Source organism: Acidovorax sp. LjRoot117, assembly GCF_964252695.1.
In the GTDB taxonomy this organism is placed as follows: domain Bacteria; phylum Pseudomonadota; class Gammaproteobacteria; order Burkholderiales; family Burkholderiaceae_C; genus Acidovorax.
The window spans coordinates 1-22876 of record NZ_CAXUPO020000002.1 but is presented as its reverse complement, the minus strand read 5'-3'; the positions used below and the strand labels follow the sequence as shown (position 1 = coordinate 22876).

General features: G+C 66.8%; 21 protein-coding genes. 4 read left to right on the top strand and 17 right to left on the bottom strand.

Annotated elements, in window-relative coordinates:
- Positions 1–35 precede the first annotated feature (35 nt).
- From ACSQ3D_RS05505 to ACSQ3D_RS05440, 14 genes are all read right to left on the bottom strand, one after another.
- Positions 36–1010 (bottom strand): alpha/beta fold hydrolase, encoded by a 975-nt coding sequence (locus tag ACSQ3D_RS05505; RefSeq protein WP_436126197.1) that lies wholly within the window; start codon positions 1008–1010, stop codon positions 36–38.
- Between the two features lie 170 nt (positions 1011–1180).
- Complete coding sequence (locus tag ACSQ3D_RS05500) at positions 1181–2299, bottom strand: ABC transporter substrate-binding protein (protein WP_436126716.1); 1119 nt, start codon at positions 2297–2299, stop codon at positions 1181–1183.
- 165 nt (positions 2300–2464) lie between these two features.
- The gene (locus ACSQ3D_RS05495) at positions 2465–4627 is read right to left on the bottom strand and encodes a D-(-)-3-hydroxybutyrate oligomer hydrolase (RefSeq protein ID WP_436126196.1); all 2163 of its coding nucleotides are present in this window, start codon (positions 4625–4627) and stop codon (positions 2465–2467) included.
- Positions 4628–4737: 110 nt separating this feature from the next.
- Positions 4738–5808 carry a branched-chain amino acid ABC transporter permease gene (locus ACSQ3D_RS05490; protein ID WP_056418758.1) on the bottom strand — a complete coding sequence of 357 codons (1071 nt, stop codon included), beginning with the start codon at positions 5806–5808 and terminating at the stop codon, positions 4738–4740.
- A gap of 16 nt (positions 5809–5824) precedes the next feature.
- Positions 5825–6814, bottom strand: a complete 990-nt coding sequence (locus tag ACSQ3D_RS05485) for a branched-chain amino acid ABC transporter permease (RefSeq protein WP_436126195.1) — start codon at positions 6812–6814, stop codon at positions 5825–5827.
- A 115-nt stretch (positions 6815–6929) separates the two neighbouring features.
- On the bottom strand, positions 6930–7679 hold the full coding sequence (locus ACSQ3D_RS05480) for an ABC transporter ATP-binding protein (protein ID WP_436126194.1): 750 nt from the start codon (positions 7677–7679) through the stop codon (positions 6930–6932).
- The gene (locus tag ACSQ3D_RS05475; protein ID WP_218384666.1) at positions 7676–8449 is read right to left on the bottom strand and encodes an ABC transporter ATP-binding protein; all 774 of its coding nucleotides are present in this window, start codon (positions 8447–8449) and stop codon (positions 7676–7678) included. Before ACSQ3D_RS05475 ends, ACSQ3D_RS05480 begins: the two co-directional genes overlap by 4 nt.
- Before the next feature lie 91 nt (positions 8450–8540).
- Positions 8541–10022, bottom strand: a complete 1482-nt coding sequence (locus ACSQ3D_RS05470) for an extracellular catalytic domain type 2 short-chain-length polyhydroxyalkanoate depolymerase (RefSeq protein ID WP_436126193.1) — start codon at positions 10020–10022, stop codon at positions 8541–8543.
- 162 nt (positions 10023–10184) lie between these two features.
- Positions 10185–11384, bottom strand: coding sequence for a substrate-binding domain-containing protein (locus ACSQ3D_RS05465; protein ID WP_056169913.1), 1200 nt, complete (start codon positions 11382–11384; stop codon positions 10185–10187).
- A gap of 153 nt (positions 11385–11537) precedes the next feature.
- A complete protein-coding gene (locus ACSQ3D_RS05460; protein WP_056170676.1) occupies positions 11538–13046 on the bottom strand; it encodes a sigma-54 interaction domain-containing protein in 1509 nt (502 codons plus the stop codon).
- Between the two features lie 117 nt (positions 13047–13163).
- Positions 13164–13913 carry a DUF2325 domain-containing protein gene (locus ACSQ3D_RS05455; protein ID WP_436126192.1) on the bottom strand — a complete coding sequence of 250 codons (750 nt, stop codon included), beginning with the start codon at positions 13911–13913 and terminating at the stop codon, positions 13164–13166.
- Between the two features lie 212 nt (positions 13914–14125).
- Positions 14126–15637 carry a tripartite tricarboxylate transporter permease gene (locus tag ACSQ3D_RS05450; protein ID WP_396506851.1) on the bottom strand — a complete coding sequence of 504 codons (1512 nt, stop codon included), beginning with the start codon at positions 15635–15637 and terminating at the stop codon, positions 14126–14128.
- Between the two features lie 12 nt (positions 15638–15649).
- Positions 15650–16168, bottom strand: a complete 519-nt coding sequence (locus ACSQ3D_RS05445) for a tripartite tricarboxylate transporter TctB family protein (protein WP_436126191.1) — start codon at positions 16166–16168, stop codon at positions 15650–15652.
- 109 nt (positions 16169–16277) lie between these two features.
- A complete protein-coding gene (locus tag ACSQ3D_RS05440; RefSeq protein WP_436126190.1) occupies positions 16278–17237 on the bottom strand; it encodes a Bug family tripartite tricarboxylate transporter substrate binding protein in 960 nt (319 codons plus the stop codon).
- Between the two features lie 362 nt (positions 17238–17599).
- Between ACSQ3D_RS05440 and ACSQ3D_RS05435 the strand changes: the two genes are divergently transcribed.
- From ACSQ3D_RS05435 to ACSQ3D_RS05425, 3 genes are read left to right on the top strand one after another with little or no spacing between them, the layout of a single operon-like run.
- Positions 17600–18298, top strand: a complete 699-nt coding sequence (locus ACSQ3D_RS05435) for a response regulator transcription factor (RefSeq protein ID WP_056169927.1) — start codon at positions 17600–17602, stop codon at positions 18296–18298.
- The gene (locus ACSQ3D_RS05430) at positions 18295–19788 is read left to right on the top strand and encodes a sensor histidine kinase (RefSeq protein WP_056418788.1); all 1494 of its coding nucleotides are present in this window, start codon (positions 18295–18297) and stop codon (positions 19786–19788) included. Before ACSQ3D_RS05435 ends, ACSQ3D_RS05430 begins: the two co-directional genes overlap by 4 nt.
- On the top strand, positions 19785–20213 hold the full coding sequence (locus ACSQ3D_RS05425) for an RNA-binding S4 domain-containing protein (protein ID WP_056418791.1): 429 nt from the start codon (positions 19785–19787) through the stop codon (positions 20211–20213). The genes ACSQ3D_RS05430 and ACSQ3D_RS05425 overlap by 4 nt, the downstream gene beginning before the upstream one ends.
- Before the next feature lie 315 nt (positions 20214–20528).
- Here the strand turns inward: ACSQ3D_RS05425 and ACSQ3D_RS05420 are convergent, their stop codons facing one another.
- Both ACSQ3D_RS05420 and ACSQ3D_RS05415 read right to left on the bottom strand, forming a co-directional pair.
- A complete protein-coding gene (locus ACSQ3D_RS05420; protein ID WP_056418794.1) occupies positions 20529–20708 on the bottom strand; it encodes a CsbD family protein in 180 nt (59 codons plus the stop codon).
- 133 nt (positions 20709–20841) lie between these two features.
- Positions 20842–21024, bottom strand: a complete 183-nt coding sequence (locus ACSQ3D_RS05415; RefSeq protein WP_436126189.1) for a hypothetical protein — start codon at positions 21022–21024, stop codon at positions 20842–20844.
- 119 nt (positions 21025–21143) lie between these two features.
- Here ACSQ3D_RS05415 and ACSQ3D_RS05410 point away from each other — a divergent pair, with 119 nt between their 5' ends.
- Positions 21144–21713 carry an IPTL-CTERM sorting domain-containing protein gene (locus tag ACSQ3D_RS05410; RefSeq protein WP_436126715.1) on the top strand — a complete coding sequence of 190 codons (570 nt, stop codon included), beginning with the start codon at positions 21144–21146 and terminating at the stop codon, positions 21711–21713.
- Between the two features lie 526 nt (positions 21714–22239).
- Here ACSQ3D_RS05410 and ACSQ3D_RS05405 read toward each other — a convergent pair.
- On the bottom strand, positions 22240–22545 hold the full coding sequence (locus ACSQ3D_RS05405) for a hypothetical protein (RefSeq protein ID WP_436126188.1): 306 nt from the start codon (positions 22543–22545) through the stop codon (positions 22240–22242).
- Positions 22546–22876 lie beyond the last annotated feature (331 nt).

Here is a 22876-nt window from a genome sequence, read left to right as displayed (position 1 = left end):
CACAGTCATCACAGTCATCACAGTCATCACAGCCATCACGGCCACTGCAGGTGCGTGGCGGCGCGGTACTGCACCGGCGCCTTCGCATGCAGGCCCGCACCGCCGGCAGACCGCACCATGGCGGGCTCGGCCGGGCCGGGGTCCTTCACGCCGTGCACCAAAAACCGGTCGACCAGCGCGTAGTGCGCGGGCACGTTCAGCGCCGGGGCATGGCCGCAGCCGGCCACTTCGATGACCTGGGCCTGGCCGCGCGCGCCGGGGCCGCGGGTCAGCATCTCGGCGGTGACGTCGCGCAGCACCAGGTCGGACTGCTCGCCGCGCAGGCACAGCACGGGGATGTCCAGCGCGTCGTAGTGGTCCCAGATCAGGTAGTCGTTGGTGTGGTGGGTGAACTGCTGCACCATGGCCGGATCATAGTGCGGCGTCACGCGGCCGTCGGGCAGGCGGCGGGTAGAGGTCTCGGTCAGGCGGCGCCACTGCTCGTCGCTCAGCCAGCCGTAGGGCTGGTACACCTGCCGGAAGAACGCTTCGAGCTCCTGCACCGTGCCGAACGATGGCGGGTGGCCCGCATAGGCCTTGATGCGTTCGAGCGCCGCATCGGCCAGGCGGGGCGCGTTGTCGTTGAGCAGCAGGCTGGTGATGCGCCCCTTGAGCTGCGGCTCGAACAGGCCCGACGCGCACACCGTGCCGATGGCCCCGCCCATCGATGTGCCCACCCAGTGCGCCTTGTCGATGGAGAGCTGGTCGAACAGATCGGCCGCGATGCGTGCGTAGAACGACAGCTGGTATTCGTCCCCTGGCACGCGGGCCCACTGGCTCAGGCCCCGGCCGATGGTGTCGGGGCAGATCACGCGAAAGCGTGGCGCCAGGTGGGCGGCCAGCTCGTCCATGTCGCGCCCGGTGCGCGCCAGGCCGTGCCAGGCGATGACTACCGGCGCATCGGGTGCGCCCCACTCCATGTAGTGGATCTCATAGCCGGCGCAGGTGGCGTAGCGCGAAGTGGGGGACATGGTGGCAACCTTTGGGGACGAAAACGAAAATGGAAAACGGCGGGCGGCTGCGTATGCGGGGCGGCATGGACGGATGTGCATTCGACCGTTCAACTAGGCGGGAGCCGCAGACAGTGCTGTAGCACGGCAAGGCGAACCAACGACGTTCAACGGTTGAAGGCATATCCGTACTATTTCATCAGGCGGCCGTTGCTGCCGATGACGGTGACCTCCACATAGCGCGAGCCGATGCGGTTGGTGGGCGAATAGCCGAGCGTGATGCCGCCCAGGTCGTAGCTCTGCAGCGACTCCAGCGCCTTGACCACCCGGGCGCGCGAGGGCGCGGGCCCCGCGCGGCGCAGGGCCTCCACCAGCACCTTGGCGCCCAGGAACTGCTCGAAACTGGTGTAGTTGACCTCGGCCTCGGGCGCGTATTTCTTGAGCAGCGACTGGTACTCGCGCACCACGGGCAGCTGGGGCCGGTAGGGGTAGGGCACCACCTGGCTGATGCCCAGGCCGTGCGCGTTCTTGATGCCCGCGAGCTTGACCAGCTCGGTCGGGTCCACCACCGAGATGTTGTACAACTGCGCGCCGCCGCCCTGCTCGCGGTAGCGCTGGATGAACGCGGCGGCGGGCTTGTTGATGGCGATCATGATGACCGCGTGCACATCGGCGGCCTTGATGGCCTTGACGGCGTCATCGACCTGGTCGGTGTTGCGCTCGTAGCCCGCGGCCACCACGAGCTTGAGGTTGCGCTTGGCCAGCGCCGCCTCCACGCCCGCCAGGCCCGCCTTGCCGAAGCCGTCGTCCTGGTACATCACGGCCACGCGGTTCATGCCCAGGGTGGTGAGCTGCTGCACCATGTGCTCGGTCTCGTCCACGTAGCCCGCACGCACATGAAAGATCCAGGGGTTGAACGGGCTGCGCAGCGACTCGCCGCCCGTGTACGGCGCCACCAGCGCGGCGCCGCCCTGCTCCAGCACGCCGTCGGCCAAGAGCTGCGTGATGTTGGCGGTGCCCGCAAAGCCGTACAGCGCCACCACGTCGGGGCGCGCCAGCATGCCGCGGGTCAGGCGCACGGTGTCTGCGACCTTGTACGCGTCGTCCACCACCTCCTGGCGGATGGTGGCGCCGTGCACGCCGCCCTGGGCGTTGACCCAGTCGAAGTAGATCTTGCCGCCCAGCACCATCTGCGCGCCGGTGCTGGCCAGCACGCCCGACAGCGGGGCCACCTGCCCCACCACGACCTCGGCCGCGTGCAGCGGGGGCGCCAGGGCGGCGCTGCACACGGCCACCGTCATTGCCGCCATTGACGCCAGCCTGGAGGCTGCGCAGCGGCTCCATCGTTTGAGTTGGTCCATCGTGTCGTGTCTCCGTTCGGATGTCGTTCGCGCAGCCTTCCGGTGAGCGCGGGCACGGGGCCTGTGCTCAACCGGGGGGGCTGGACTGCGGTGGTCTTGCGAAGCTCCTTGCGGTCAGTCGGGGATGGTGATGGCGCCTGCTGCCGTGACGGCAATGGCGTTGGCGGCCACGGGCGTGGCGGCCATTGGTGGCACGTTGGCCGCGGTGATGGCGGGCGCGCTGCCGGCCACGCCGCCGCGCGGCACGGTGCGCACCACCTGGCTGGCGGGCAGTGCCTTGCCGTTGGCCAGGTGCTCGTACACCGCGTCGAGCGCGTGGTTCAGGTACACGTGCAGCGGCACGTAGCGGGTGTCGTAGCCGGGCAGCACCGTGGGCAGGCCGATGAAGCTGTCGAAGTGCTGGGCGTTGGCCACTTCCACATAGCTGAGCTTGCTGCCCGCGCCCTCGACCTTCTTGTTCAGCGCGGCGTAGGGGCGCGAGGTGTGGCTCACGGGCAGCAGCGCATCGGCGCGGCCGTGCACGATGATGGCGGGCTTGCCGCGCAGGTTGCCGTTGCGGCGGGTCTCGTCCACGCCGGCCTGCAGCTTCTTGGCGGCGGCGTCGGTGCCGGTGACCAGGTTGCGCAGGCACAGCGCGCCCGGCGTGTTCCAGTCGGCCACGCCGGACTCGGACACCGACAGGAAGTCGCGCGCCGCGCCCAGCCTGCCCTGGTTGTTGATGAGCTGGATGCCGCCCGATGGCGGCACGCCGTTGCCCGTGGCGAACATGCCCGCCAGCGCGGCGGGTGCGAGCGGCGCCACCGCACCGGCTGCCGTGGCACCGGCGTAGCTGAAGCCGCACAGGTGGTCCTTCACGCTGGCGCGCGAGAGGCTGTTGGCAAAGGTCACTGCCACGGCGGGCGCGACTTCGAACGCGGCCAGCGATGCGTGCAGGTCGTTCGACTCGGGCTCCCAGCCGTAGTCGCGCAGTTTTTGCAGCGCCTCTTCGGCCTGCGTGGCGGTGGTGGATGCCGACAGCAGCCCGGCGGTCTTCAGTGCCGCGCAGCGGTTGGGCGCAATGGGCAGCGCCGCGCTGGCAAAGCCCGCAGCGTACGCAGCCGCATAGGGGCTGGTGCTGACCGAGGCGGCCAGCGACGCGCAGGCCTGGTACAGGTTGGCATAGGTGGTGAAGTCCACCAGCGTCTTGCCCGTGACGGCGACGGTGGTGCCGCCGCGGCGCACGGTGACGCCGGGGTTGGCCGGCAGCTCGAGCGCCGGCTCGGACACGGCCACGCCGCTAATGAGGCCCTGCGTGTCCTGCTCGGCCGCGGCAATGGCGGCGCCGCCGCCGTTGGAGATGCTGGACGCGATGACGATGGTGTTGGCGGGCGTGAGTGTTTTGAGGCGCTGGCCGGCGGCGTCGGTGTTGCCGTAGCGCTGGTTGAGCACGTAGTAGCCGAACTCCACCGCCTGCAGCGTGGTGGTGCCCCAGTCCTTCTCGGAGTTCTGGCCGGAGTGCGCGTGCTTGAAGGCGAAGCGGTTGGGCGTGGCGGTGTTGAAGGCAGCCAGCTCGGTGGCCGTGAGGCCGGCGTTGAAGGCCGCGTTCTTGCCCGCCGCGGCAGCGGTGGCGCGCGTGCCGTCGATGAGCGGCACGGTGTCGTTCTGCAGGTCGTGCGGTGCGCCGCCCGTGCCCTTGTCCGAGTAGGCCACGGCGCAGCCCTTCTTCAGGCCCCATTCGCCGGTGGAGATGCCGCCGTACACGCCGCGCGAGCCCGAGGTGGTGGCCGTGATCATGCAGGGCTTGGCCGGGTTGAACGTGGTGGGCACCTGCACCATGAGCGTGACGTTCTTGCGGCCCGTGCCGTCGTCGGCAAAGGCGATGTACTCGGTGCCCGCCACCTTGCCCTCGCCCGTGGTGACCTTGCCCTGCGCATCGACGTTGGGGCCGTACAGCAGGCCGTAGCCGCCCGCGGCGGTCATGTCGAGCATGCCGCGGTAGTTGGTGTGGATGGCCGTGCGGCGCAGCTCGGCCGCCGTGGGCTTGAGCGGGTCGGCATAGGCCGGCGGCAGGGCTGCGGCCAGGCCGCTGGCCCCGAGGCCTGCGGTCAGCAGGTCGTTGCTGGTGCCGTCGTAGCTGGTCTCGCTGATGGCGCCCAGGTACGCGGGCTTGGCGTTGAGGGCGGGTGCGTTGTTGTTGCTGCTGTCACCGCCATTGCCGCCGCAGGCCGCGAGGACCGCTGCCGCCAGGGCCGCGGGGACGAAGGGGCGCAGGCCCCCGTGGATGCTTTTCTTCACCATGTGCTTGTCTCCTGTTTTTTGTCTTCACTTTTTTACACAGCTACCCCGCACCTCACCCACGCCCGCTCCTGCGGGCGCCACCCACGTCCGCGCTGGCGGACGTGTGGTGCTCAGGCCTTGCGCGCCGCGGCCGCGCGCAGGCGCCCCACCACACCGGTGGGGAAGTAATAGACCGACAGGACGAACAGCACGCCCAGCCACAGCAGCCAGCGGTCGGGCGACAGCAGCCCGGACAGCCAGGGCAGGCCCGACGCGGCCTCGCTGCCCAGGCGCAGCAAATCCTGCAGGTAGCTTTGCGCCACGAGGAACAGCACGGCGCCGATGGCCGAGCCGTAGATGGTGCCCATGCCGCCGATCACGACGATGAGCAGGCAGTCCATCATGATCTCGAAGCTGAGCGAGGTGTCCGGCCCGTTGTAGCGCAGCCAGAGCGCGAGCATGGCGCCCGCGCAGCAGGCGAACAGGGCCGACAGCACGCTCGATGTGGTGCGGTACACCACCACCCGGTAGCCGATGGCCTCGGCGCGGAACTCGTTCTCGCGGATCGCCTGCAGCACGCGGCCGAAGGGCGAGTTCACGATGCGCAGCAGCGCCAGCACCAGCGCCACGGCCACCACGAAGAGCAGGTAGTAGCACAGCAGCCGCCCATCCAGCGTGACGCCCAGGAAGGGCTCGTCGAACGGCTCGAAGCTGGGCGACAGGATCTCGGGCACCTTGAAGGTCAGGCCGTCTTCGCCGCCGGTGATGTCCGACAGCTGCGACGCCAGCGTCTGGAACGCCGCGGCCACGGCCAGCGTGATCATCGCGAAGAAGATGGCGCGCACCCGCAGCGAGAACAGCCCTACGGCCAGCGACAGCAGCAGCGAGAGCACCAGCGCGCCACCCAGGCCCACGCCCAGCGCGGTCCAGGTGGGCCCCATGCGCGTGGTGGCCACCGCAATGCCATAGGCCCCGATGCCGAAGAACATGGTGTGCGCAAAGCTCACGATGCCGGTGTAGCCCAGGAGCAGGTCGAAGCTGGCGACCAGCACCACGAAGATCAGCACCTTGGCCGCGACGGACAGCGCCTTGACGCCCGGGAACAGGAACGGCGCGAACGCCAGCCCCAGGAAGATGGCCACGAGGATCACCGCCAGCACCTTGCTGCGCGGGTAGTCGCCGGAGAGAAGTCGGTTCAGCATGTTGTGGGGCTCCTCATCAACGGTTGGCGACCGGGTAGACGCCCTGCGGACGCCACAGCAGGATGGCCACCATCAACGCGATGTTGGAGAACAGCGCCACCTTGGGCAACAGAAAGCCGGTGTAGTTGGCCATCAGCCCCACCAGCAGCGCGCCGATGAGGGCGCCGCCCGTGGACCCCAGGCCGCCGATGATGATCACGATGAAGATCAGCACGTTGACCTGCGCGCCCATCTGCGGGATCACGTTCTGCTGGTACAGGCCCCACATCACCCCGCCCAGGCCCGCCAGGGCCGAGCCCACGACGAACACGCCCACGAACAGGCGGCGGATGCGGTAGCCGAGCGACTCGACCATCTCGCGGTCCTGCACGCCCGCGCGGATGAGCAGGCCGACCTTGGTGCGCGACAGCGTCCAGGCCAGTACGCCGAAGACCACCAGGCCCACCGCCACGGCGATCAGTCGGTATTTCTCGATGGCGGCGTCACCAATCAGCAGCGAGCCGCGCATGCCTTCGGGCAACGGCAGCGGGATCTGCGCGGGGCCCCAGATGACCTTGATCAGCTCTTCGCCGATGATCATGCCGCCCATGGTGATGAGGATCTGCTTCAAGTGCTGGCCGTACACGGGCCGCACGATGAAGCGCTCGAACGCCAGGCCCACCGCCCCGGCGACGGCCATGGCCACCAGCATGGCGGGCAGCACCGCCATCAGGTTGCGCCACAGGTCGGCGCTTTGCGTGTAGTCGCCCATGGCGCCCAGCACGCTGGTGGCCACGAAGGCACCGAGCGCGATGAACACGCCGTGGCCGAAGTTGAGCACGTCCATCAGGCCGAACACGAGCGTGAGGCCCGAGGCGATGATGAAGATGATCATGCCCATGGCCAGGCCCGCCACCGTGAGCGTGAGCCAGGTGCTGGGCGAGCCGATGAAGGGCAGCACCAGCAGCGCGAGCGCCGGCACCAGGGCCAAGGGTTTCCAGTCGAAGTCGCGGGCGATGATGCTCATGCCGGACCTCCTGGGCGTGTGGGTGCTGCGACGGGCTTTGCTACCATTTCGATAGCTGCTTGCGCTTGCCCATCCAGCGGTAGAGCACCAAAAGGCTTGAAATTCAGAGTGTTTGTCATAGTGCCAGCCCCAGCAGCGACCGCTGCAATGCCTCGTCTTGCGCCAGCGCGGCCATGCTGCCTGCATGCACCACCTGGCCGTTGTCCATCACGGCGACGGTGTCACCCAGCCGCTTGGCGAAGTTGATGTTCTGCTCGACGAGCAGGATGGTCACGCCGCTCTTCTTGAGCTGGTCGAACGCCTCGATCATGTTGTTGATGATGGCGGGCGCGAGGCCCTTGCTGGGCTCGTCCACGATGAGCAGGTCGCGCGGCTCGACGATGGCGCGGCTCACGGCCACCATCTGCTTTTGTCCGCCGCTGAGCTTGCCCGCGGGGTGGTTCCAGAACTTCTCGACGGCCGGGAAGAGCCGGAAGATCCATTCCAGGCGCGAGCTGTCCATCTGCGCAGCGTTCTTGGCGCCGCGCGCGGCCAGCAGCATGTTTTCCTTCACCGTGAGGTCCGCGAAGATGCCCATGTTCTCGGGCACGTAGGCGATGTTCATGCCGGCAATGGCGGGCGTGTTCATGGCCGTGATGTCGCGGCCTGCGAAGTGGATGCTGCCCTGCGACGCATGCCACAGGCCCATGATGGTGCGCAGCGTGGTGGTCTTGCCCGCGCCGTTGCGGCCCAGCAGCATGGTGAGCTGGCCCTTGGGCACGGCCAGGTCGACGCCGTGCAGGATGTGGTACGCGCCGATGTGGGTGTGCACACCTTTGAGTTCGAGCAGGTTGCCCGTGTTGTTGGGGGTGTTGGGGGTCGTCATGCGGCCGCCTCCTTCGTCACGCCGAGATAGGCTTCCTGCACCACGGGCGATGCGATGACTTCGGCGGGCACGCCGTCGGCCACCAGGGTGCCGTTGGTCAGCACGATGATGCGGTCGGCCAACTCACGCACCACGTCCATCTTGTGCTCCACCAGCAGGATGATCTTGGTCTTGTCCTTCTTCAGCTCGCGGATCAGGTTCAGGATCACGGGGGCCTCGTCGTGGCTCATGCCGGCCGTGGGTTCGTCGAACATGTAGACCTGCGGCTCCAGCGCCATGAGCAGCGCCACTTCGAGCTTGCGCTGGTCGCCGTGCGGCAGGCTCGCCACAGGCGTGTCCTGGCGGTCGAGCATGGCCACCGCCTGCAGGATGGCGCGGGCGCGGTCGGTCAGGTCGCGGTGGTCGCTCCAGATGCTCCACAGGTTCAGGCCCCGGCGGTGCTTGCCCTCTTGCGTGGCCTGCACGGCCAGGCGCACGTTCTCCAGCACGCTGAGGTTGGGGAACAGGTTGGTGAGCTGAAACGCCCGGCCCAGGCCCGCATGCGTGCGCGCCGAGACGGACTGCCCCGTGAGGTCCTGCCCACCCAGCGTGACGCTGCCCGCCGTGGCGCGCAGTTGCCCCGAAATGAGGTTGAAGTACGTGGTCTTGCCCGCGCCGTTGGGGCCCACGATGGCGGTCAGCGTGCCGGGCTCGAAGGAGCAGGTCACGGCGTTGACCGCCACGTGGCCGCCGAAGCGGATGGTCAAGTCCTTGGTGGACAAGGTGCTCATGGGTAGTGCGTCACTTTCACGGTCGTCGTCTTTCAGGGGTACCGCGCGCCCTGCCCTGACATGGACAGAGCGCGCGGTGTTCAGCGCATGGTCAAGGGCATGTGCCGATGACGTAGTAGTTGGGACTGGTCTGCTTCAAGGTGTTGTTCACGAAGATGTTCCACAGCCCCATGCTCTGGTTGGAGCCCAGCGCGAAGGTGTAGCCGCCATACACATACGCCCGGCCGGCCATGGTGTGGGCGTAGTTGCTGGCAGTGGTGCAGGTGGCGCCACCTCCCGGTGCAGCGAGCGTGGTGCCCGTTGCGGCGGCCGATGCAGCGCCCTCGGCGCCGTTGGCGTCGGCGGCGCGCACCGTCCAGCTGTAGGTGGTGGAGGCTGCCAGGGCGGTGTCGGTGTAGCTCGTGCCGCTCACCGGCAGCGCGTTGACCTTGTTCGCATTGCGGTAGACGTTGTAGCTGGCCGCGCCCGAGACGGCGCCCCAGCCCACCACCATGGAGCTGGCCGTGGCGCCCGAGGTGCTCACGCCCGCGGGGGCGGGCAAGGCCGGGTTGGTGGGCGGGTTGGTCGTGCCGCCGCCGCTGGAGACCTGGTCCACCATGGCCTTGATGGCGGCCATCTGCGGGCCGGACTTCTTGGCGTAGTTGGCGTTGTCGTAGCCCCACCAGTCAAAGCAGCTGTTGGTGGCTGCGGTGCTGGTCTGGGGGTAGAGCATCACGATGTTGTTGGTCTCGGCCCAGCGGTTGTAGCCGGTGTTGCGCACGTACTGCTGCTGCACATCGCTGATGTTCTGCTTGCAGCCGTGCAGCACCACGTGCAGCTTGCAGGTGGCCGTGCCGCCCGCCTGGCAGGCCTGCGGAATGTAGGCCCAGCCGGTGGTGGCCATGCCATGGTTGGTGATGAACTGGTTCTGGTTGAACTCGACGTAGTTGCCCGTGGGCAGCGCAGCAGTGCTGCGCGGGCTCAACGTGCCGTACAGGTGCTGCAGCATGGCGCCGGCCAGGTCGAAGTTGCAGTCGCTGATGTAGGGCGCGCCCTTGGTGGAGCAGCCGTTGCCATAGTCGTCGGTGACCATGGCGTGCTCGGCCGCGATGTCCTTCTTGTAGACCACGTTGGCCGCGGGCACGAAGCTGTTGTAGTAGGTGCGCAGTGCGTCCATCACGCCGGTCTTGACCACGCTGTCGAGCGTGCCCGAAAACAGGTAGACCTTGGAGTTCTGCAGGTTGGCCACCGGGTCGATCAGGCCCTGGCTGGCCCAGGTGTTGGTGGTGCTCACCAACGTGCTGGTGGGGATGCTGGCGGGGCTGGCCATGCAGCGCCCGGTGGCGTTGACAATGGAGCCTTCGGCGCAGTAGAACGGCCCGCCGGCGACCACGCCCGCGCCCTTGGCAAAGGTGGCCGAGTACGCCACGTGCAGCTGCACGGCCATGAAGCCGCCGGCCGACAGGCCCGACACGGTGGTCTGTGTCTTGTCGATCTTGAGTGCGGGGAGGTTGACGGCAGCGTGAGCGCCGCCCGATGCGCACAGTGCCAAAGCAGCCCCTGCTGCAGCCGCCCGGATGAAATTGAAAGCCATGTTGTCTTGTCTCCAAATAATTTTGAGAAAGTCTGACCCAGCCTCCGTGTAGACCCGGAGGTTCATGCATCAATCCACTGGAAAAAAAGGGGCGGCCGCCCCCGCGAGGATGGATCCCCGCCGGACTGAACGGACGTCAGCCAGCGGGGCCACGCAAACCGTTTATCGCTTGTTGCGAATCGGCACTTGCATCTCTTCAGGCTTGATCTCGCGCACCAGCTCGGGCACGCCCCAGGCAAAGGCCGGGTCCACCTTGATCTTGAAGTGGTACATGCTCTGCATGGCCTGGTGGTCTTCCTTGCGGAAGGTCATCTTGCCCTTGGGGGTCTCAAAACTCATGCCTTCCATGGTCTTGATGAGCTTGTTGGTGTTGGTGTCACCCCCCGTGGCCTTGAGCGCGGTGACCAGCGCCATGGCCGAGCTGAAGCCACCGGCGGTGAAGAAGTCCGGCGGGGTCTTGAACTCCTTGTAGTGCGCGGCCACCATGGCTTCGTTCACCGGGTTCTTCGGGATGCCGAAGTAGTAGTAGGTGGCGCCTTCCATGCCGGGGAAGTTCTTGTAGCTGGCCATGGCCGGCAAGATGTTGCCGCCCGTGGCGATCTCGATGCCGTAGCGCTTCAAGTCCAGGTCGGCGATCTTGAACGGGTTGCCGGCGCCGGCCCAGACGATCCAGATGATCTTGCGGCCGGGCTGGTCTTTGAGCTTGTCGATCAGGCGCTGGGCACCGGCGGTGAAGTCAGTGGTGGCGGCGGGCAGGTATTCCTCGTGCGAGAGCTTGGCCTTCTTGATGGAGTCCTTGAAGGCCTTGACGCCGTCGCGGCCGAAGGCGTTGTCCTGGGCCAGCGTGGCCACCGTCACGCCTTCCTTGTCGATCGCCACGGCGTTGGAGATGGCGTCCTGGCTGCTGTTGCGGCCGGTGCGGAAGATGTACTTGTTCCACTTGTCGCCGGTGATCGAGTCGGCCACGGCGGGCTCGACCAGCAGGATCTTCTTGTATTCCTCGGCCACGGGCAGCAGTGCCAGCGCCACGCCGGACGACGTGGGACCCACGGCGATGTCGGCCTTGTCGTCGGAGTACGCGGTAGCCAGCAGACTCTTGCCCAGGTCAGGCTTGCCCTGGTCGTCCTTTTCGATGACGACGAGCTTCTTGCCATTGACGGTCATGGTGCCGCCGGTAGCGTAGTTCAGGCCCATGATCAGGCCGGTCTGGGTCTGCTTGCCATAGGCCTCCAGCGGGCCGGTCTTGCTGTAGATGTGGGCGATGCGGATCTCGCCGGACGACTGGGCGAACGCGGGGGCGGACAGCGTGGCGGCTGCGGTGACTGCGGCGGCAGCGAGGGCGACCAGGGTGCGACGGTGCATGGCGATGTCTCCTTTGTGTTGATGCCTGAACATTGCACAGTTCGTGCCAAGGCACAAGCCGTTGATTCTTAAGAAAATTTCCTCAGCGCCGCCAAGGTCATGCCTGAAATCAATACAGTCAAATTGCCTGAATTTCAGACACTTGCCTGAAATTTATTCAGGGTTTTCCAGACGTCCATAGAGCGTTGCGCGCGAGATGCCCAACTGCCGTGCGGTGGCCAGCTTGTTGCCGCCATGGGCCTTCATGGCGGCGTGGATGGCGCGCTGCTCCAGCTCGGCCACCTGCTCGGCCAGGGGGCGCAGGTAGCGCGATTCATCCTCGGCCTCGACCACCACGGCGGTGGTGTCCTGCACGGGTGCTGCGGGCTCCACGCCGGCCTCGCGCAGCACGCGCTCGAGCTGTGCGGCGTCTATGGACTGCGAGTCCGAGCGCATCACGGCCTGCTCCAGCACGTTGCGCAGCTCGCGGATGTTGCCGCGCCAGGGCTGGCCGGCCAGCAGGGCCAGCGCGTCGGGCAGCAGCTCGGGCGGGGGCGTGCCGTTGCGCAGCGCCAGGTCTTCGCCCAGGGCTTCGACCAGCGCGGGGATGTCGCTGCGCCGCACCCTGAGCGGCGGCACGCGCACCGGCAGCACGTGCAGGCGGTAGAACAGGTCTTCGCGGAACTTGCCCTCGCGCACCAGCGCGGCCAGGTCGCGCGAGGTGGCGGCCAGGATGCGCACGTTGAAGGGCACGAGCTTGTTGGAGCCCAGGGGTTCGATCTCGCCTTCCTGCAGCGCCCGCAGCAGCTTGGCCTGCAGGCTTTGCGGCATGTCACCGATCTCGTCGAGGAACAGCGTGCCGCCATCGGCCAGCTTGAACTTGCCGTCGCGGCCCTTGCGGTCGGCGCCGGTGTAGGCGCCGGGGGCCACGCCGAAGAACTCGGCCTCCAGCAGGGTGTCGGGCACGGCGGCGATGTTGACGCTGACGAAGGGGCCGCCCGCGCGGCTCGACGCAGCGTGGATGGCGTGGGCCAAAAGCTCTTTGCCGGTGCCCGTCTCGCCCAGCAGCAGCACGGGGCTTTGCGACTGCGCCGCGCGCCGCGCCTGGCGCTTGACCTCGGCGGCGGCAGGGCTCGATCCGATGAAGCTGGCAAAGGTGTACTTGGAGCGCCGCTCGCCGTCGCCCGCCACGGCCAGGCTGCGCCGGCGCTGGCTGGCCAGCTCGCGCCGCGCGTCGTCCAGGTCGCGCTGCAGCAAAGCGAACTTGCTGATCAGCGGCTGCAGCGTGGTCTCGGGGTGGTCGAACAGCACGATGCCGATGGCACCGATCACGCGGTCGGCATCGTCGCGCAGCGGGATGCGGCTGACCACGAAGGTGCCGGCCTTGTTGGTCAGCAGGTCGATCAGCACGGGCTGGCCGGTCTCCAGCACGCGGCGCATCTGGGTGTTGGGGATCACCTCTTCGACCGTGCGGCCGACGAACTGGTCGACCGACGAGAACCCCAGGTCGGGCAGAAAGCGCTGGTACCCCTCGTTGACCCACACGATGCGCCCGCTGCGGTCCACCAGGAACATGCCCTGGCTGACGCTGGAGAACAGCTGGAACATGGAGCGCGCCGCCAGTTCCAGAATGCCCTGGGCGTCCAGCGGCAGGGCGGGGGCGTCATCGGTGAGCAAAGACATCCGCGGATGGTAGCGCGGTGGCGCTGGGCGGGGCCGCACCACCGCGGCGGCGAGTGCAGGTACTGCAAGCACCATTTGCTATACAAAATATAGCTGCTGGCGCTTTACCATCCAGCGCTAGGTGGCATTTTCATTCAAAAGTGCAGATGCCTCGATGCCTCCGGCCACCCCCGCCGGATACTGCGACCGCGTCATCCGCAGCACCACCATGGGCTGGATCGCCGCGAGCACCTCAGCCTCGCGCACGGCCAGGGGTTGGTCTACCAGGATGCAGGGCTTGCCGGTGCGGCGGCAGTGGTCCTGCACGCGCCAGTACTGGTCGTGGCTGATGCAGCCGGTCTGGCAGATCACCAGGTCGGCAGCGGCGAGGTTGGCGTCCAGGGCCATGTGCTCGGCCGCTTCGGCATCGTCGCGCGCGATGGTGTGGGGCGTGGGGTGAAAGGCATGCACCGCAAGCGGGAGCGGTGCGGCATGCAGCGGCGCGGGGACGTGCGCTGCTGCGGTGGATGGCGGATGGACCAGCCCTGCCTCACCCTGCCTTGCCGTGCTGGCGCCCTGCGCCGCCGCCTGGCGCCAGCGCAGGCACTCGCGCGACAAGGCGGTGATGCGCTCTGCCAGCTGGCCGATGTGCCGCGCCATGGCCTTGCGGCGCGGCAGCCCGGGGTGCGCGGCTTGCAGCTGCTCCAGCTCGTCCCGGGCAATGGCCAGGCGCGTGTCGCGCAGCACGACCGCCCCGCGCAGGCGCACCACCTCGGCGGTCAAGGCATCGATCTGCGCAGCCTGCGCCGCAATTGCGGCACTGCAGCGCTGTTGTGCGTCACCCAGTTGGCGGCACAGCGCCAGAAACTCCTGCGGAAGTGAATGCATGCACCACCTTTGCAAATAAGAACTATTCGCATTTTATGATAGAATCTGCCCTCGTTGAGCAAGCCTCCTGGTGGGGAGGGCATCGAAGGACGTCAGGGCCTTGGGTGTCTGGCTTGCGATGACTTTGCTGCTGACCCATAAAAAAACCGCGCTGGGAGGCGCGGTTTTTTTGTTGCTGCAGCGCAGACTGCAGAGCGTGTCTGCGCCCGGGCCTAGCCCTGCGCCTGCGCGAGTGCCAGCTTGCGGGCAGCCCAGCGGCGTGCCAGGCGAGGCAGGATCAGCACGGCCACGACGATGATCATCAGCGTGAGCGAACCGGGGCGCTCGAAGAAGATGGTCCACTTGCCTTCGCCGATGGCCACCGCATTGCGCATCTGCGCTTCAGCCAGGGGGCCGAGGATCATGCCCACCACCACAGGCGCTGCAGGGAAGTCGAAGCGGCGCATCACCACGCCCAAGAGGCCGATGGCGTACAGCAGCACCAGGTCGAACGCGCTCTGGCGCATGCCGTACACGCCCAGCGTGGCGAACACCAGAATGCCCGCGTACAGGTACGACTTGGGGATCTTGAGCAGCTTGACCCACAGGCCCACCAGCGGCAGGTTCAAAATCAGCAGCATGACGTTGCCGATGTACATCGACGCGATCAGCGCCCACACCAGTGCGCCGTTGCTGCTGAACAGCTGCGGGCCGGGCTGGATGCCGTAGTTCTGGAACGCGCCCAGCAAAATCGCCGTGGTGTTCGACGTGGGGATGCCCAGCGTGAGCAGCGGGATCAGCGTGGCCGTGATGGCTGCGTTGTTGGCGGCTTCGGGGCCGGCCACGCCTTCGATGGCGCCGGTCGTGCCGAACTCTTCCTTGTGCTTGCTCAGCTTCTTCTCGGCCGCGTAGCTCAGGAAGGTCGGGATCTCACTGCCGCCGGCCGGCACGGTGCCGAACGGGAAGCCGATGGCCGTGGCGCGCAGCCACGCGGGCCACGAGCGGCGCCATTCCTGCTTGGTCATGTGCGTGCTGGTCAGCTTGTTCTGCGTCTCTTCGGTCTTGCCTTCGTACATCACGTTGTACAGGGCTTCGCCCACGGCGAACAGGCCCACCGCGATCAGCACCACCTCGATGCCGTCCATCAGCTCGGGCACACCGGCGGTGTAGCGCGCTTGTGCGGTGAGCTGGTCGATACCGATCAGGCCCAGGGCCAGGCCGACGAACAGCGCCACCATGCCGCGCAGCGTGCTCTTGCCCAGCACCGCGCTCACAGTGGTGAAGGCCAGCACCATGAGCATGAAGTACTCGGGCGGGCCCAGGCGCACGGCGTATTCGGCCACCACGGGGGCGAAGAAGGTCACGAGCACGGTGGCGATGGTGCCCGCCACGAACGAGCCGATGGCCGCGGTGGCCAGCGCCGCTCCGGCGCGGCCGTTCTTGGCCATCTTGTTGCCCTCCATGGCCGTCACCATGGACCCGGCCTCACCGGGCGTGTTGAGCAGGATGGAGGTGGTGGAGCCACCGTACATGGCGCCGTAGTAGATGCCCGCGAAGAAGATCATCGATGCGGTGGCTTCCACCTTGACGGTGATGGGCAGCAGCATGGCCACGGCCACTGCGGGGCCGATGCCGGGCAGCACGCCCACGGCGGTGCCGATGACACAGCCCACGAAGGCCCACATCAGGTTGATGGGGGTGGCTGCAGTGATGAAGCCCTGCAGCAGAAGGTTCCAGGTATCCATGGTGTGCGGGCTTTACAGCCATCCCGTGTTCGTGAGGCCGGGCAGATTGATCGCCAGCAGTTGGGTAAACATCCAGAACACCGGCGCGGCCACGGCCACACCGATGAAGAGGTCCTTGATCCAGGCCTTGGCACTCAGGTCGAGCCGGCCCTCGGAGCTCTTGAAACCCCGCACCGCGAGCACGAAGCACAGCGCACAGCTCAGGATGAAGCCGATGGTGGTGATCAGCAGCGCATTGAGCAATAGGCCTGCAGACACCCAGACGAAGCCCTTCCAGTGGGCCTGCTCGTCGCCAGACGCTTCTTCCAGGTCACGAAAGCCGCCCGTGCGGGCATGCAGGATGGACAGTGCCCCGCAGAACACGAGCACGATGGCCACCACCCAGGGAAAGAAATTGGGGCCCACGCCGCCATAGCCCGCCTCGGAGCTGATGGAGGTGGCGCCCCAGGCCAGCAGGCAGCCCAGCACCAGAACGCCGGCGCCGACCACCGTCTGCAAGCCCGTGGAGCGAGAGGAATGTTGTTGTGTCATGTTTTTATTCCGCGAAAACAACGACAGGGCTGCATGGAGCCCTGAATGGCGCGCTGCCCGGAGCGGCGGCGCGGCGCAGTGCGCGCGCCGCCCCCGGGCGTGCAGCCGGTCAGATCATTCCGGACTTGGCCATCGTGGCGCGCAGGCTGGCGAACTCGGCATCCACGAAGTTGGCGAAATCATCGCCCGCCAGCCAAGCCGGCGTCCAGCCGTTCTTTTCCATGGCGTCCTGCCAGGACTTGTGCTTGTAGGTCTTGGACAGCGCGTCGACCAATTCCTTGCGCTGCTCGGCGGTGATGCCGGCTGCGCCGTACACGCCGCGCCAGTTGCCGATCTCCACGTTGATGCCCTGCTCCTTGAGCGTGGGCACGTTCACGCCCTTCAGGCGCGTGGCAGAGGTCACGCCCACGGCGCGCATCTTGCCGGCGGTGATGTATTCGGCGAACTCGCTGTAGCCGCTGCCGCCCACGGTGACGTTGCCGCCCAGGATGGCCGCAGTGGCTTCACCGCCCCCACGGAAGGCCACGTAGTTGATCTTGGCAGGGTCCACGCCCACTTCGCGGGCGATCATGGCCGCTGCGATGTGCTCGGTGGATCCGCGGGAGCCGCCGCCCCACTTCACGCTGCCGGGGTCCTTCTTGAGCTGGTCGACCACGTCCTTCATCGACTTGAAGGGCGAGTTGGCCGGCAGCACGAACACGTTGTATTCGCTGCTCAGGCGCACCAGGGGGGTCACCTTGTCCAGGCCGACCGGTGGCTTGCCGGTGATGATGCCGCCCAGCATCACGGCGCCCATGGTCATCAGCGCGTTGGGGTCGCCCTTGCTGGCGTTGGCGAACTGGGCCAGGCCGATGGCGCCGGCAGCGCCGCCCTTGTTGTCATAAGTGACCGAGCTGGCCACGCCGGCATCCTGCATGGCCTTGCCCAGGGCACGGCCCGTGGTGTCCCAGCCACCACCAGGGTTGGCAGGAATCATCATCTTGATGGCTGCCGCGGCATGGGCAGCCAGCGGCAAGGCACCCACGGCCGCCATGGCGGCCAGGGACTTGAGGAAGGTATCGCGACGCATCAGAGTCTCCTTATGGTTTGTCGAACCTGTCGATGATGCGCGCCCTGCCTGTCAAACGGCTGTCCACAAAGTAAGGGAAAACCCCCTGAGGCGCTGCGCGCCTTCCCCCCTGAAGGGGGACGCACCCGGTGGCCTGGCAAAGCCAGTTCCACGGGAGTGATTGAATCCCCCCTGTGGCGCTGCGCGCCTTCCCCCTTCAGGGGGACGCACCCCGCGGCCTGGCAAAACCAGTTCCGCGGGTGCACTGGCCTTGGGGCGCGCCGGTATCGCAGCGCGGCTGTCGGTAGATAGACTCTGTGAAGGGCCGGAGATGCCTTTTTGCAAATCTGGCTGGATGCACACAGCCAGCCCGTCACAGTGATATGGTCCCGCGCATGAAATTGCTGCTCGTAGAAGACGACCCCACCATGCAGGCCACACTGCACCGGGCCCTAACCCGGCGCGGCATGGAGGTGACGCCCGTGGGCGACGGGCGGGCTGCGCTGGCGCAGTGGGCCGCCCAGCCGCCCGATGCGGTGGTGCTGGACCTGACCCTGCCCGGGCTCGACGGCCTGCAGGTGCTGCAGCAGGCGCGCACGCGCGGCCTGCGCACGCCGGTGATCATCCTCACCGCGCGCGGCACCGTGGGCGACCGCATCATGGGGCTGAACTCGGGCGCCGACGACTACCTGCCCAAACCCTTCGACCTGGACGAACTCGAGGCCCGGCTGCGGGCGCTGGTGCGGCGCAGTGCGGACCCGGTGGCCAACACCGCCCTGCCCCCCAGCATCCTGCAGATCGGGGCCATCCGCTACGACACCAACAGCGGCGCCATCTACCTGAACGGCGAGGTCATGGAGCTGACCCCGCGCGAGCTGGCCCTGATGCACGCCCTGCTGGCCCAGCCCGGCCACGCGGTGACCAAGGAGCGGCTGTACGAGCTGGTCTTCCCCGGCCAGCTCGACGTGCAGTACGAAGCCATCGAGGTGGTGGTCTACCGGCTGCGCAAGAAGCTGGTGGGCACGGGCCTGACGCTGATGACGCTGCGCGGCCTGGGCTACCTGCTGCGGACAGACGCATGACGGACCGCGAGGCACCCACCGCCACGGCCCGCACGCCGCGGGAGCCCCGACCGCATTCGCTGCGCCGGCGCCTGCTGCTGGGCATTTTGGTGCCCGTGGCGGTGTTCATCACCTACAACACCTACAGCCTGTACCACCAGACCCTGGCCTCGCTGCACACGGCTTACGACCGCACCCTGCTGGCGTCGGCCAAAAGCATCAGCGAGCAACTGGACGTGACGGGCTACGACGACAACGCCCACCTGCGCGCCACCGTGCCCTACTCGGCGCTGGAAGCGTTCGAGGCAGACAACCAGAGCCGCATGTACTACCGCGTCTCCAACCTCAAGGGCGAGGTGATCTCGGGGTTCGACGAACTGCCGCTGTGGCGCGGCACCATCCCTACCCGTCCGCCCTATGCCGCGCTGGTCGATTTCTACGACGACACCTTTCGCGGCCTGCCGGTGCGCGTGGCCGTGCTGCTGCAGCCGGTGGCCAGCTCCAGCGGGCGCGCCATGGCCGTGATCCAGGTGGCAGAGACGCTGGAGGTGCGCGAAACCCTGGCGCTGCAGATCCTGCGCAACACCCTGCTGCGCCAGGCGCTGCTGATCGCCGTGGTGGCCTTGACCGTGGCACTGGTCGTGCAGCGCGCCACCAACCCGGTGCGCCAGCTCAGCCACCAGCTGCAGGCCCGCAGGGAGGGCGACCTGAGCCCCATCGCCGCCCCGTCCGCCCCGCGCGAACTGCAGCCGCTGATCGACGCGACCAACGAAGTCATGCAGCGCCTGCGCCACCTGCTGCGGCACCAAAAGCGCTTTGTGCGCGACGCATCACACCAGTTGCGCACGCCGCTGGCCGTGCTCAAGACCCAGGTGCAATCCGCATTGCGCGGCGACGTGGAGCCACGCCAGGCGCTGCACGAGATCAGCGACACGGTCGACCGCGCCACGCAACTGGCCAACCAGATGCTGGCCCTGGCCAAGGTGGAGCAACTGCGCCAGCAGAGCGCGCCGCCCATCACGCGCATGGACGAGATACTGCGCACGGTCGCGCTGGAAATTTCTCCGCTGATCGCCCAGCGCGACCTGGACTTCGGCATCCACACCGAGGTGGCGCGCGTGCAGGCGCACGAATGGATGCTGCGCGAGCTCAGCCGCAACCTGCTGCACAACGCCGTGCGCCACGCGCCGCCGGGCAGCGAGCTGACCGTGGACCTGCGCACCGACGGACGCCATGTGGCGCTCACGGTGAGCGACCACGGCAGCGGCATCGACGACGAGCTGGCAGCGCGCCTGTTCCAGCCCTTCTCCGCCGGTGACGTGCGCACCGGCAGCGGCCTGGGCCTGGCGATCTGCCACGAGATCGTGCAGGCGCTGGGCGGCAGCATCGTGCTGACCAACCGCATGGCAGGCAGCCGCGTGGCGGGCCTGGACGCCGTGGTGCGCCTACCCCTGTCGCAACCCTCGGCTGACAATGCTGACGCCGCACACACGGCACAATCTGCTGCATGACGACCATGATGGAGACAATGCGCCTGGACAAGTGGCTCTGGTGCGCCCGCTTTTACAAGACACGCAGCCTGGCCACGGAAGAGATCGTGAAAGGCCGCGTCACCGTCAACGGCCAGGCGGTCAAACCCGCGCGCGACCTGCGCTGCGGCGACACGGTGGCCCTGCGCCAGGGCCCCGTGGCCCGAACGGTGCTGGTGCGCGGCCTGAGCGGCGCCCGCGGCCCCGCGCCCGTCGCACAGCAACTCTACGAAGAAACCCCCGACAGCATTGCCACCCGCGAGCAGGCGGCAGAGCAGAGGCGCCTGGCACCGGAACCCGCAGCCACCCTGCAGGAAGGCCGTCCCACCAAACGCGACCGCCGCGAGATCGCTCGCGTCGGAGCCCGGGGCTGGGGTGATCGGTGGAGTGCTTCGATCGAAGAGTGATGGCGGGCTGATGCCCTCTGGCAGCAGAAGCCCTTTTTCGTTCGAAGCCCTTGGGGTTGAATAGCGGCGAATGCGTCGTGGGTCGTTGGGCCAATAAACACGTGCAAACGTGGACACGAACGCTGCGGGTCAAGCTGCGAATCATTCGACGGCTTGATGGCGTGGCGTGCTGCACGCCCCATCTCGCGCTCAACCTCACCGCAACGCCAACCCCATACCAAGCACCAACAGCAAAGCCCTGCGCATCGACTGCGGCAGGGCTTGCATCGTCATGCTCCAAGACCAGGTCCCCGAAGCATGCAGTTCAAATCAAGGTTACTTCGCAGCGTCCTTGATCGCTTCCTTGGCGTCGCCATAGTTCTTCTGCACGTTGCCTTCGACTTGCTTGGCCGCACCCTTGGCTTGTTGCTCGGGGCTGTTGATCACTTCGCCCGTCTTTTGCTGAACCTTGCCAGCTACTTCCTTCAGTGCGCCCTTGACTTGATCGGTGTTCATGGTGATTCCTCCAGAGTTTGTGCAAAGCAAAATGGCCTTGCATCACCGACAGGTTAGGTGCGGGCGGGCGACCACGAAGCGGGTCAAAACCGCTGGGTGACGTCAGCTTGAGCCTACGCCCTTGTGGGTCTGGCTAAACGTAGCTCTGGGCGAAGGCAATCTGCATCCAATGGATCGGGAATGCCGCTGCCCGGACGCCGCGCAGCAAATGCCCTGTGACCCACGATTCACAGGGCATGTTCTGGCGGAAACGGAAGGATCGGTCAGCTCCGTTGTGGTGAGGATCCGAACGGATCGACACCAGTTTGTGGGTCATATGCAGTTGCTGGCTACCGATCCGTCAATCCCTTGCCTCATATACTCGCCGCTGCATAAAAATGGGATCAAGAAATGCAGTTCTCGCGCGCAATATCAATCGGAGCAGTGGCAAGCGTGATGCTTCTCAGCACGTTCAAACTTCACGCTCAAACCATCTCGCAACCTGTGGGTATCGCGACATACGGGGTGGCTGGAACTGGGCAGAGCTTCACGGCTACTTTGACGGGTGTAGTCAATCGTATCGACGTTCGCAGCCGTACAACAGGGGGCGGAACTCTGTACATCTACAACGGCGCCAATGGTAGCGGCACCGTCGGCGCAGTGGGTGCGCCCGCTTACACCCAGGCTGTTGCGCTGACCGACTCTGGAAGTGACGCAGCAGGGTTTTCGTCCATCGTCCTCACTACGCCTTTTCCTGTGACCGCCGGTTCTCAGTATTCATTCGCGTTGAGCGGATTTGCGTTGTCTGGTACCAACACGAATCCATACGCTGGCGGTACGAAGTTAGACGATTTCGCAGGTCCCTCGCCCAGCCAAGATATCCCATTTCAAATCTTTGAAGCACTTGCGGCCCCAGCTCCCGCCACTTCCGCGGCCATCCCCACCCTGTCCGAATGGGCGCTGATCAGCATGTCTGCAATCCTTGGGCTGTATGGCGTCGCACGGCTGCGGCGGCGCCGGTATTGAGCGTCAGACACAACTCATTGGCTCAAAACCCGAAATCCCAAACGATCCACGAACGACTCGCGGGGCGGCGCGGGGCTTGGCGCAGGTATCGAGCGGCACACTCGAAAAAAACGACTCATGAAGCAAGCGGGCGCGGCGGGGTCTAGACCGCGCGCCCGGGAATGGGTCGCGCGGGCCAGAGCGCGCTGGCCGGGTGGCCGGAGCGCGGCGATGGGGCCGGACGCCAGGCGTGCCGCTGAGGGCATTCAGCGGGGCCGGGTGGGCGCGGCGGAGGGCCAAGAAAAGCCCGCGCTGGGCGGACTGTGGCGTGCCGGGGCGGGCTGCAGCGCAGGGCGGGAGCGGCGGCTTGTGCTTCCTCCAGGACTTAGGGCTTTGACGTGCAGACCGTGCGGCCGGCTCAGGTGTCGATGGCGGGGACCATGCGCGCCTGCAGCGGAGCGATTTCATTGCGGGCCAACGCCACCCTACATCATTGTCAGTTGCTCGCGCATCTTGTCCACATCGCCCTGGGATTGCGCGGCATCGGTCACGTAGAAGATGAGGCCGGCGTGGCTGCCGTTGTTGTAGTAGCGACGGCGGAACAGCTGGCCGATTCATTCAGCATGGCCGACTGCAGCGCGCCCAGGTAGGGCGGCAGGCCGTAGATTTCCTGATGAATGTCCTGCTCGCGCAGCTGGAACACGTCGTGGCGCGGAAATTCGTGCGGGCTCTGCAGGTCCGTGACGAAGAAAAAGCGGCCGGCCTCAAGGCCGCGCCGGATGTACTTGACCAGCGCGGGGCGCAGTTCCCAGCAGATCGCCCAGCCGGTTGCGACGTCGCTCCGAGTAGGCATCGCCCAGCACCATGCAATCCAGCGCGAACCCGCCGAAGGCCTCAACGCTGAGAGCCTGCGAAGGGATGAAGGTGCTGGATAGAACGTTGATCTTGAAGCGCAGCGCGGATTCCAGGTGCGCCCGCACGCGCAGCAGCCGAGCCGGTGCAGCGAGGCTCGCGAGGGAGATCGCACCGATCCTGTTCGTTGGGGATGCAGCACTAACAAACCATGCGGGTGATGATGATTCGCGACTACGTGCGCGGTGGACTGCGTCTGCCGAATACGGCCAGAATCTCACTGCTGCAACACGTCTCAGGGAGCACTACAAAGCCACCGTGTATGAATCGCC

Bases quoted from the DNA above. Each gene is read 5' to 3' on its own strand.
- ACSQ3D_RS05505 (WP_436126197.1), bottom strand. From the start codon at position 1,010: ATGTCCCCCACTTCGCGCTACGCCACCTGCGCCGGCTATGAGATCCAC.
- ACSQ3D_RS05500 (WP_436126716.1), bottom strand. From the start codon at position 2,299: ATGGCGGCAATGACGGTGGCCGTGTGCAGCGCCGCCCTGGCGCCCCCG.
- ACSQ3D_RS05495 (WP_436126196.1), bottom strand. From the start codon at position 4,627: ATGGTGAAGAAAAGCATCCACGGGGGCCTGCGCCCCTTCGTCCCCGCG.
- ACSQ3D_RS05490 (WP_056418758.1), bottom strand. From the start codon at position 5,808: ATGCTGAACCGACTTCTCTCCGGCGACTACCCGCGCAGCAAGGTGCTG.
- ACSQ3D_RS05485 (WP_436126195.1), bottom strand. From the start codon at position 6,814: ATGAGCATCATCGCCCGCGACTTCGACTGGAAACCCTTGGCCCTGGTG.
- ACSQ3D_RS05480 (WP_436126194.1), bottom strand. From the start codon at position 7,679: ATGACGACCCCCAACACCCCCAACAACACGGGCAACCTGCTCGAACTC.
- ACSQ3D_RS05475 (WP_218384666.1), bottom strand. From the start codon at position 8,449: ATGAGCACCTTGTCCACCAAGGACTTGACCATCCGCTTCGGCGGCCAC.
- ACSQ3D_RS05470 (WP_436126193.1), bottom strand. From the start codon at position 10,022: ATGGCTTTCAATTTCATCCGGGCGGCTGCAGCAGGGGCTGCTTTGGCA.
- ACSQ3D_RS05465 (WP_056169913.1), bottom strand. From the start codon at position 11,384: ATGCACCGTCGCACCCTGGTCGCCCTCGCTGCCGCCGCAGTCACCGCA.
- ACSQ3D_RS05460 (WP_056170676.1), bottom strand. From the start codon at position 13,046: ATGTCTTTGCTCACCGATGACGCCCCCGCCCTGCCGCTGGACGCCCAG.
- ACSQ3D_RS05455 (WP_436126192.1), bottom strand. From the start codon at position 13,913: ATGCATTCACTTCCGCAGGAGTTTCTGGCGCTGTGCCGCCAACTGGGT.
- ACSQ3D_RS05450 (WP_396506851.1), bottom strand. From the start codon at position 15,637: ATGGATACCTGGAACCTTCTGCTGCAGGGCTTCATCACTGCAGCCACC.
- ACSQ3D_RS05445 (WP_436126191.1), bottom strand. From the start codon at position 16,168: ATGACACAACAACATTCCTCTCGCTCCACGGGCTTGCAGACGGTGGTC.
- ACSQ3D_RS05440 (WP_436126190.1), bottom strand. From the start codon at position 17,237: ATGCGTCGCGATACCTTCCTCAAGTCCCTGGCCGCCATGGCGGCCGTG.
- ACSQ3D_RS05435 (WP_056169927.1), top strand. From the start codon at position 17,600: ATGGTCCCGCGCATGAAATTGCTGCTCGTAGAAGACGACCCCACCATG.
- ACSQ3D_RS05430 (WP_056418788.1), top strand. From the start codon at position 18,295: ATGACGGACCGCGAGGCACCCACCGCCACGGCCCGCACGCCGCGGGAG.
- ACSQ3D_RS05425 (WP_056418791.1), top strand. From the start codon at position 19,785: ATGACGACCATGATGGAGACAATGCGCCTGGACAAGTGGCTCTGGTGC.
- ACSQ3D_RS05420 (WP_056418794.1), bottom strand. From the start codon at position 20,708: ATGAACACCGATCAAGTCAAGGGCGCACTGAAGGAAGTAGCTGGCAAG.
- ACSQ3D_RS05415 (WP_436126189.1), bottom strand. From the start codon at position 21,024: ATGACCCACAAACTGGTGTCGATCCGTTCGGATCCTCACCACAACGGA.
- ACSQ3D_RS05410 (WP_436126715.1), top strand. From the start codon at position 21,144: ATGCTTCTCAGCACGTTCAAACTTCACGCTCAAACCATCTCGCAACCT.
- ACSQ3D_RS05405 (WP_436126188.1), bottom strand. From the start codon at position 22,545: ATGCCTACTCGGAGCGACGTCGCAACCGGCTGGGCGATCTGCTGGGAA.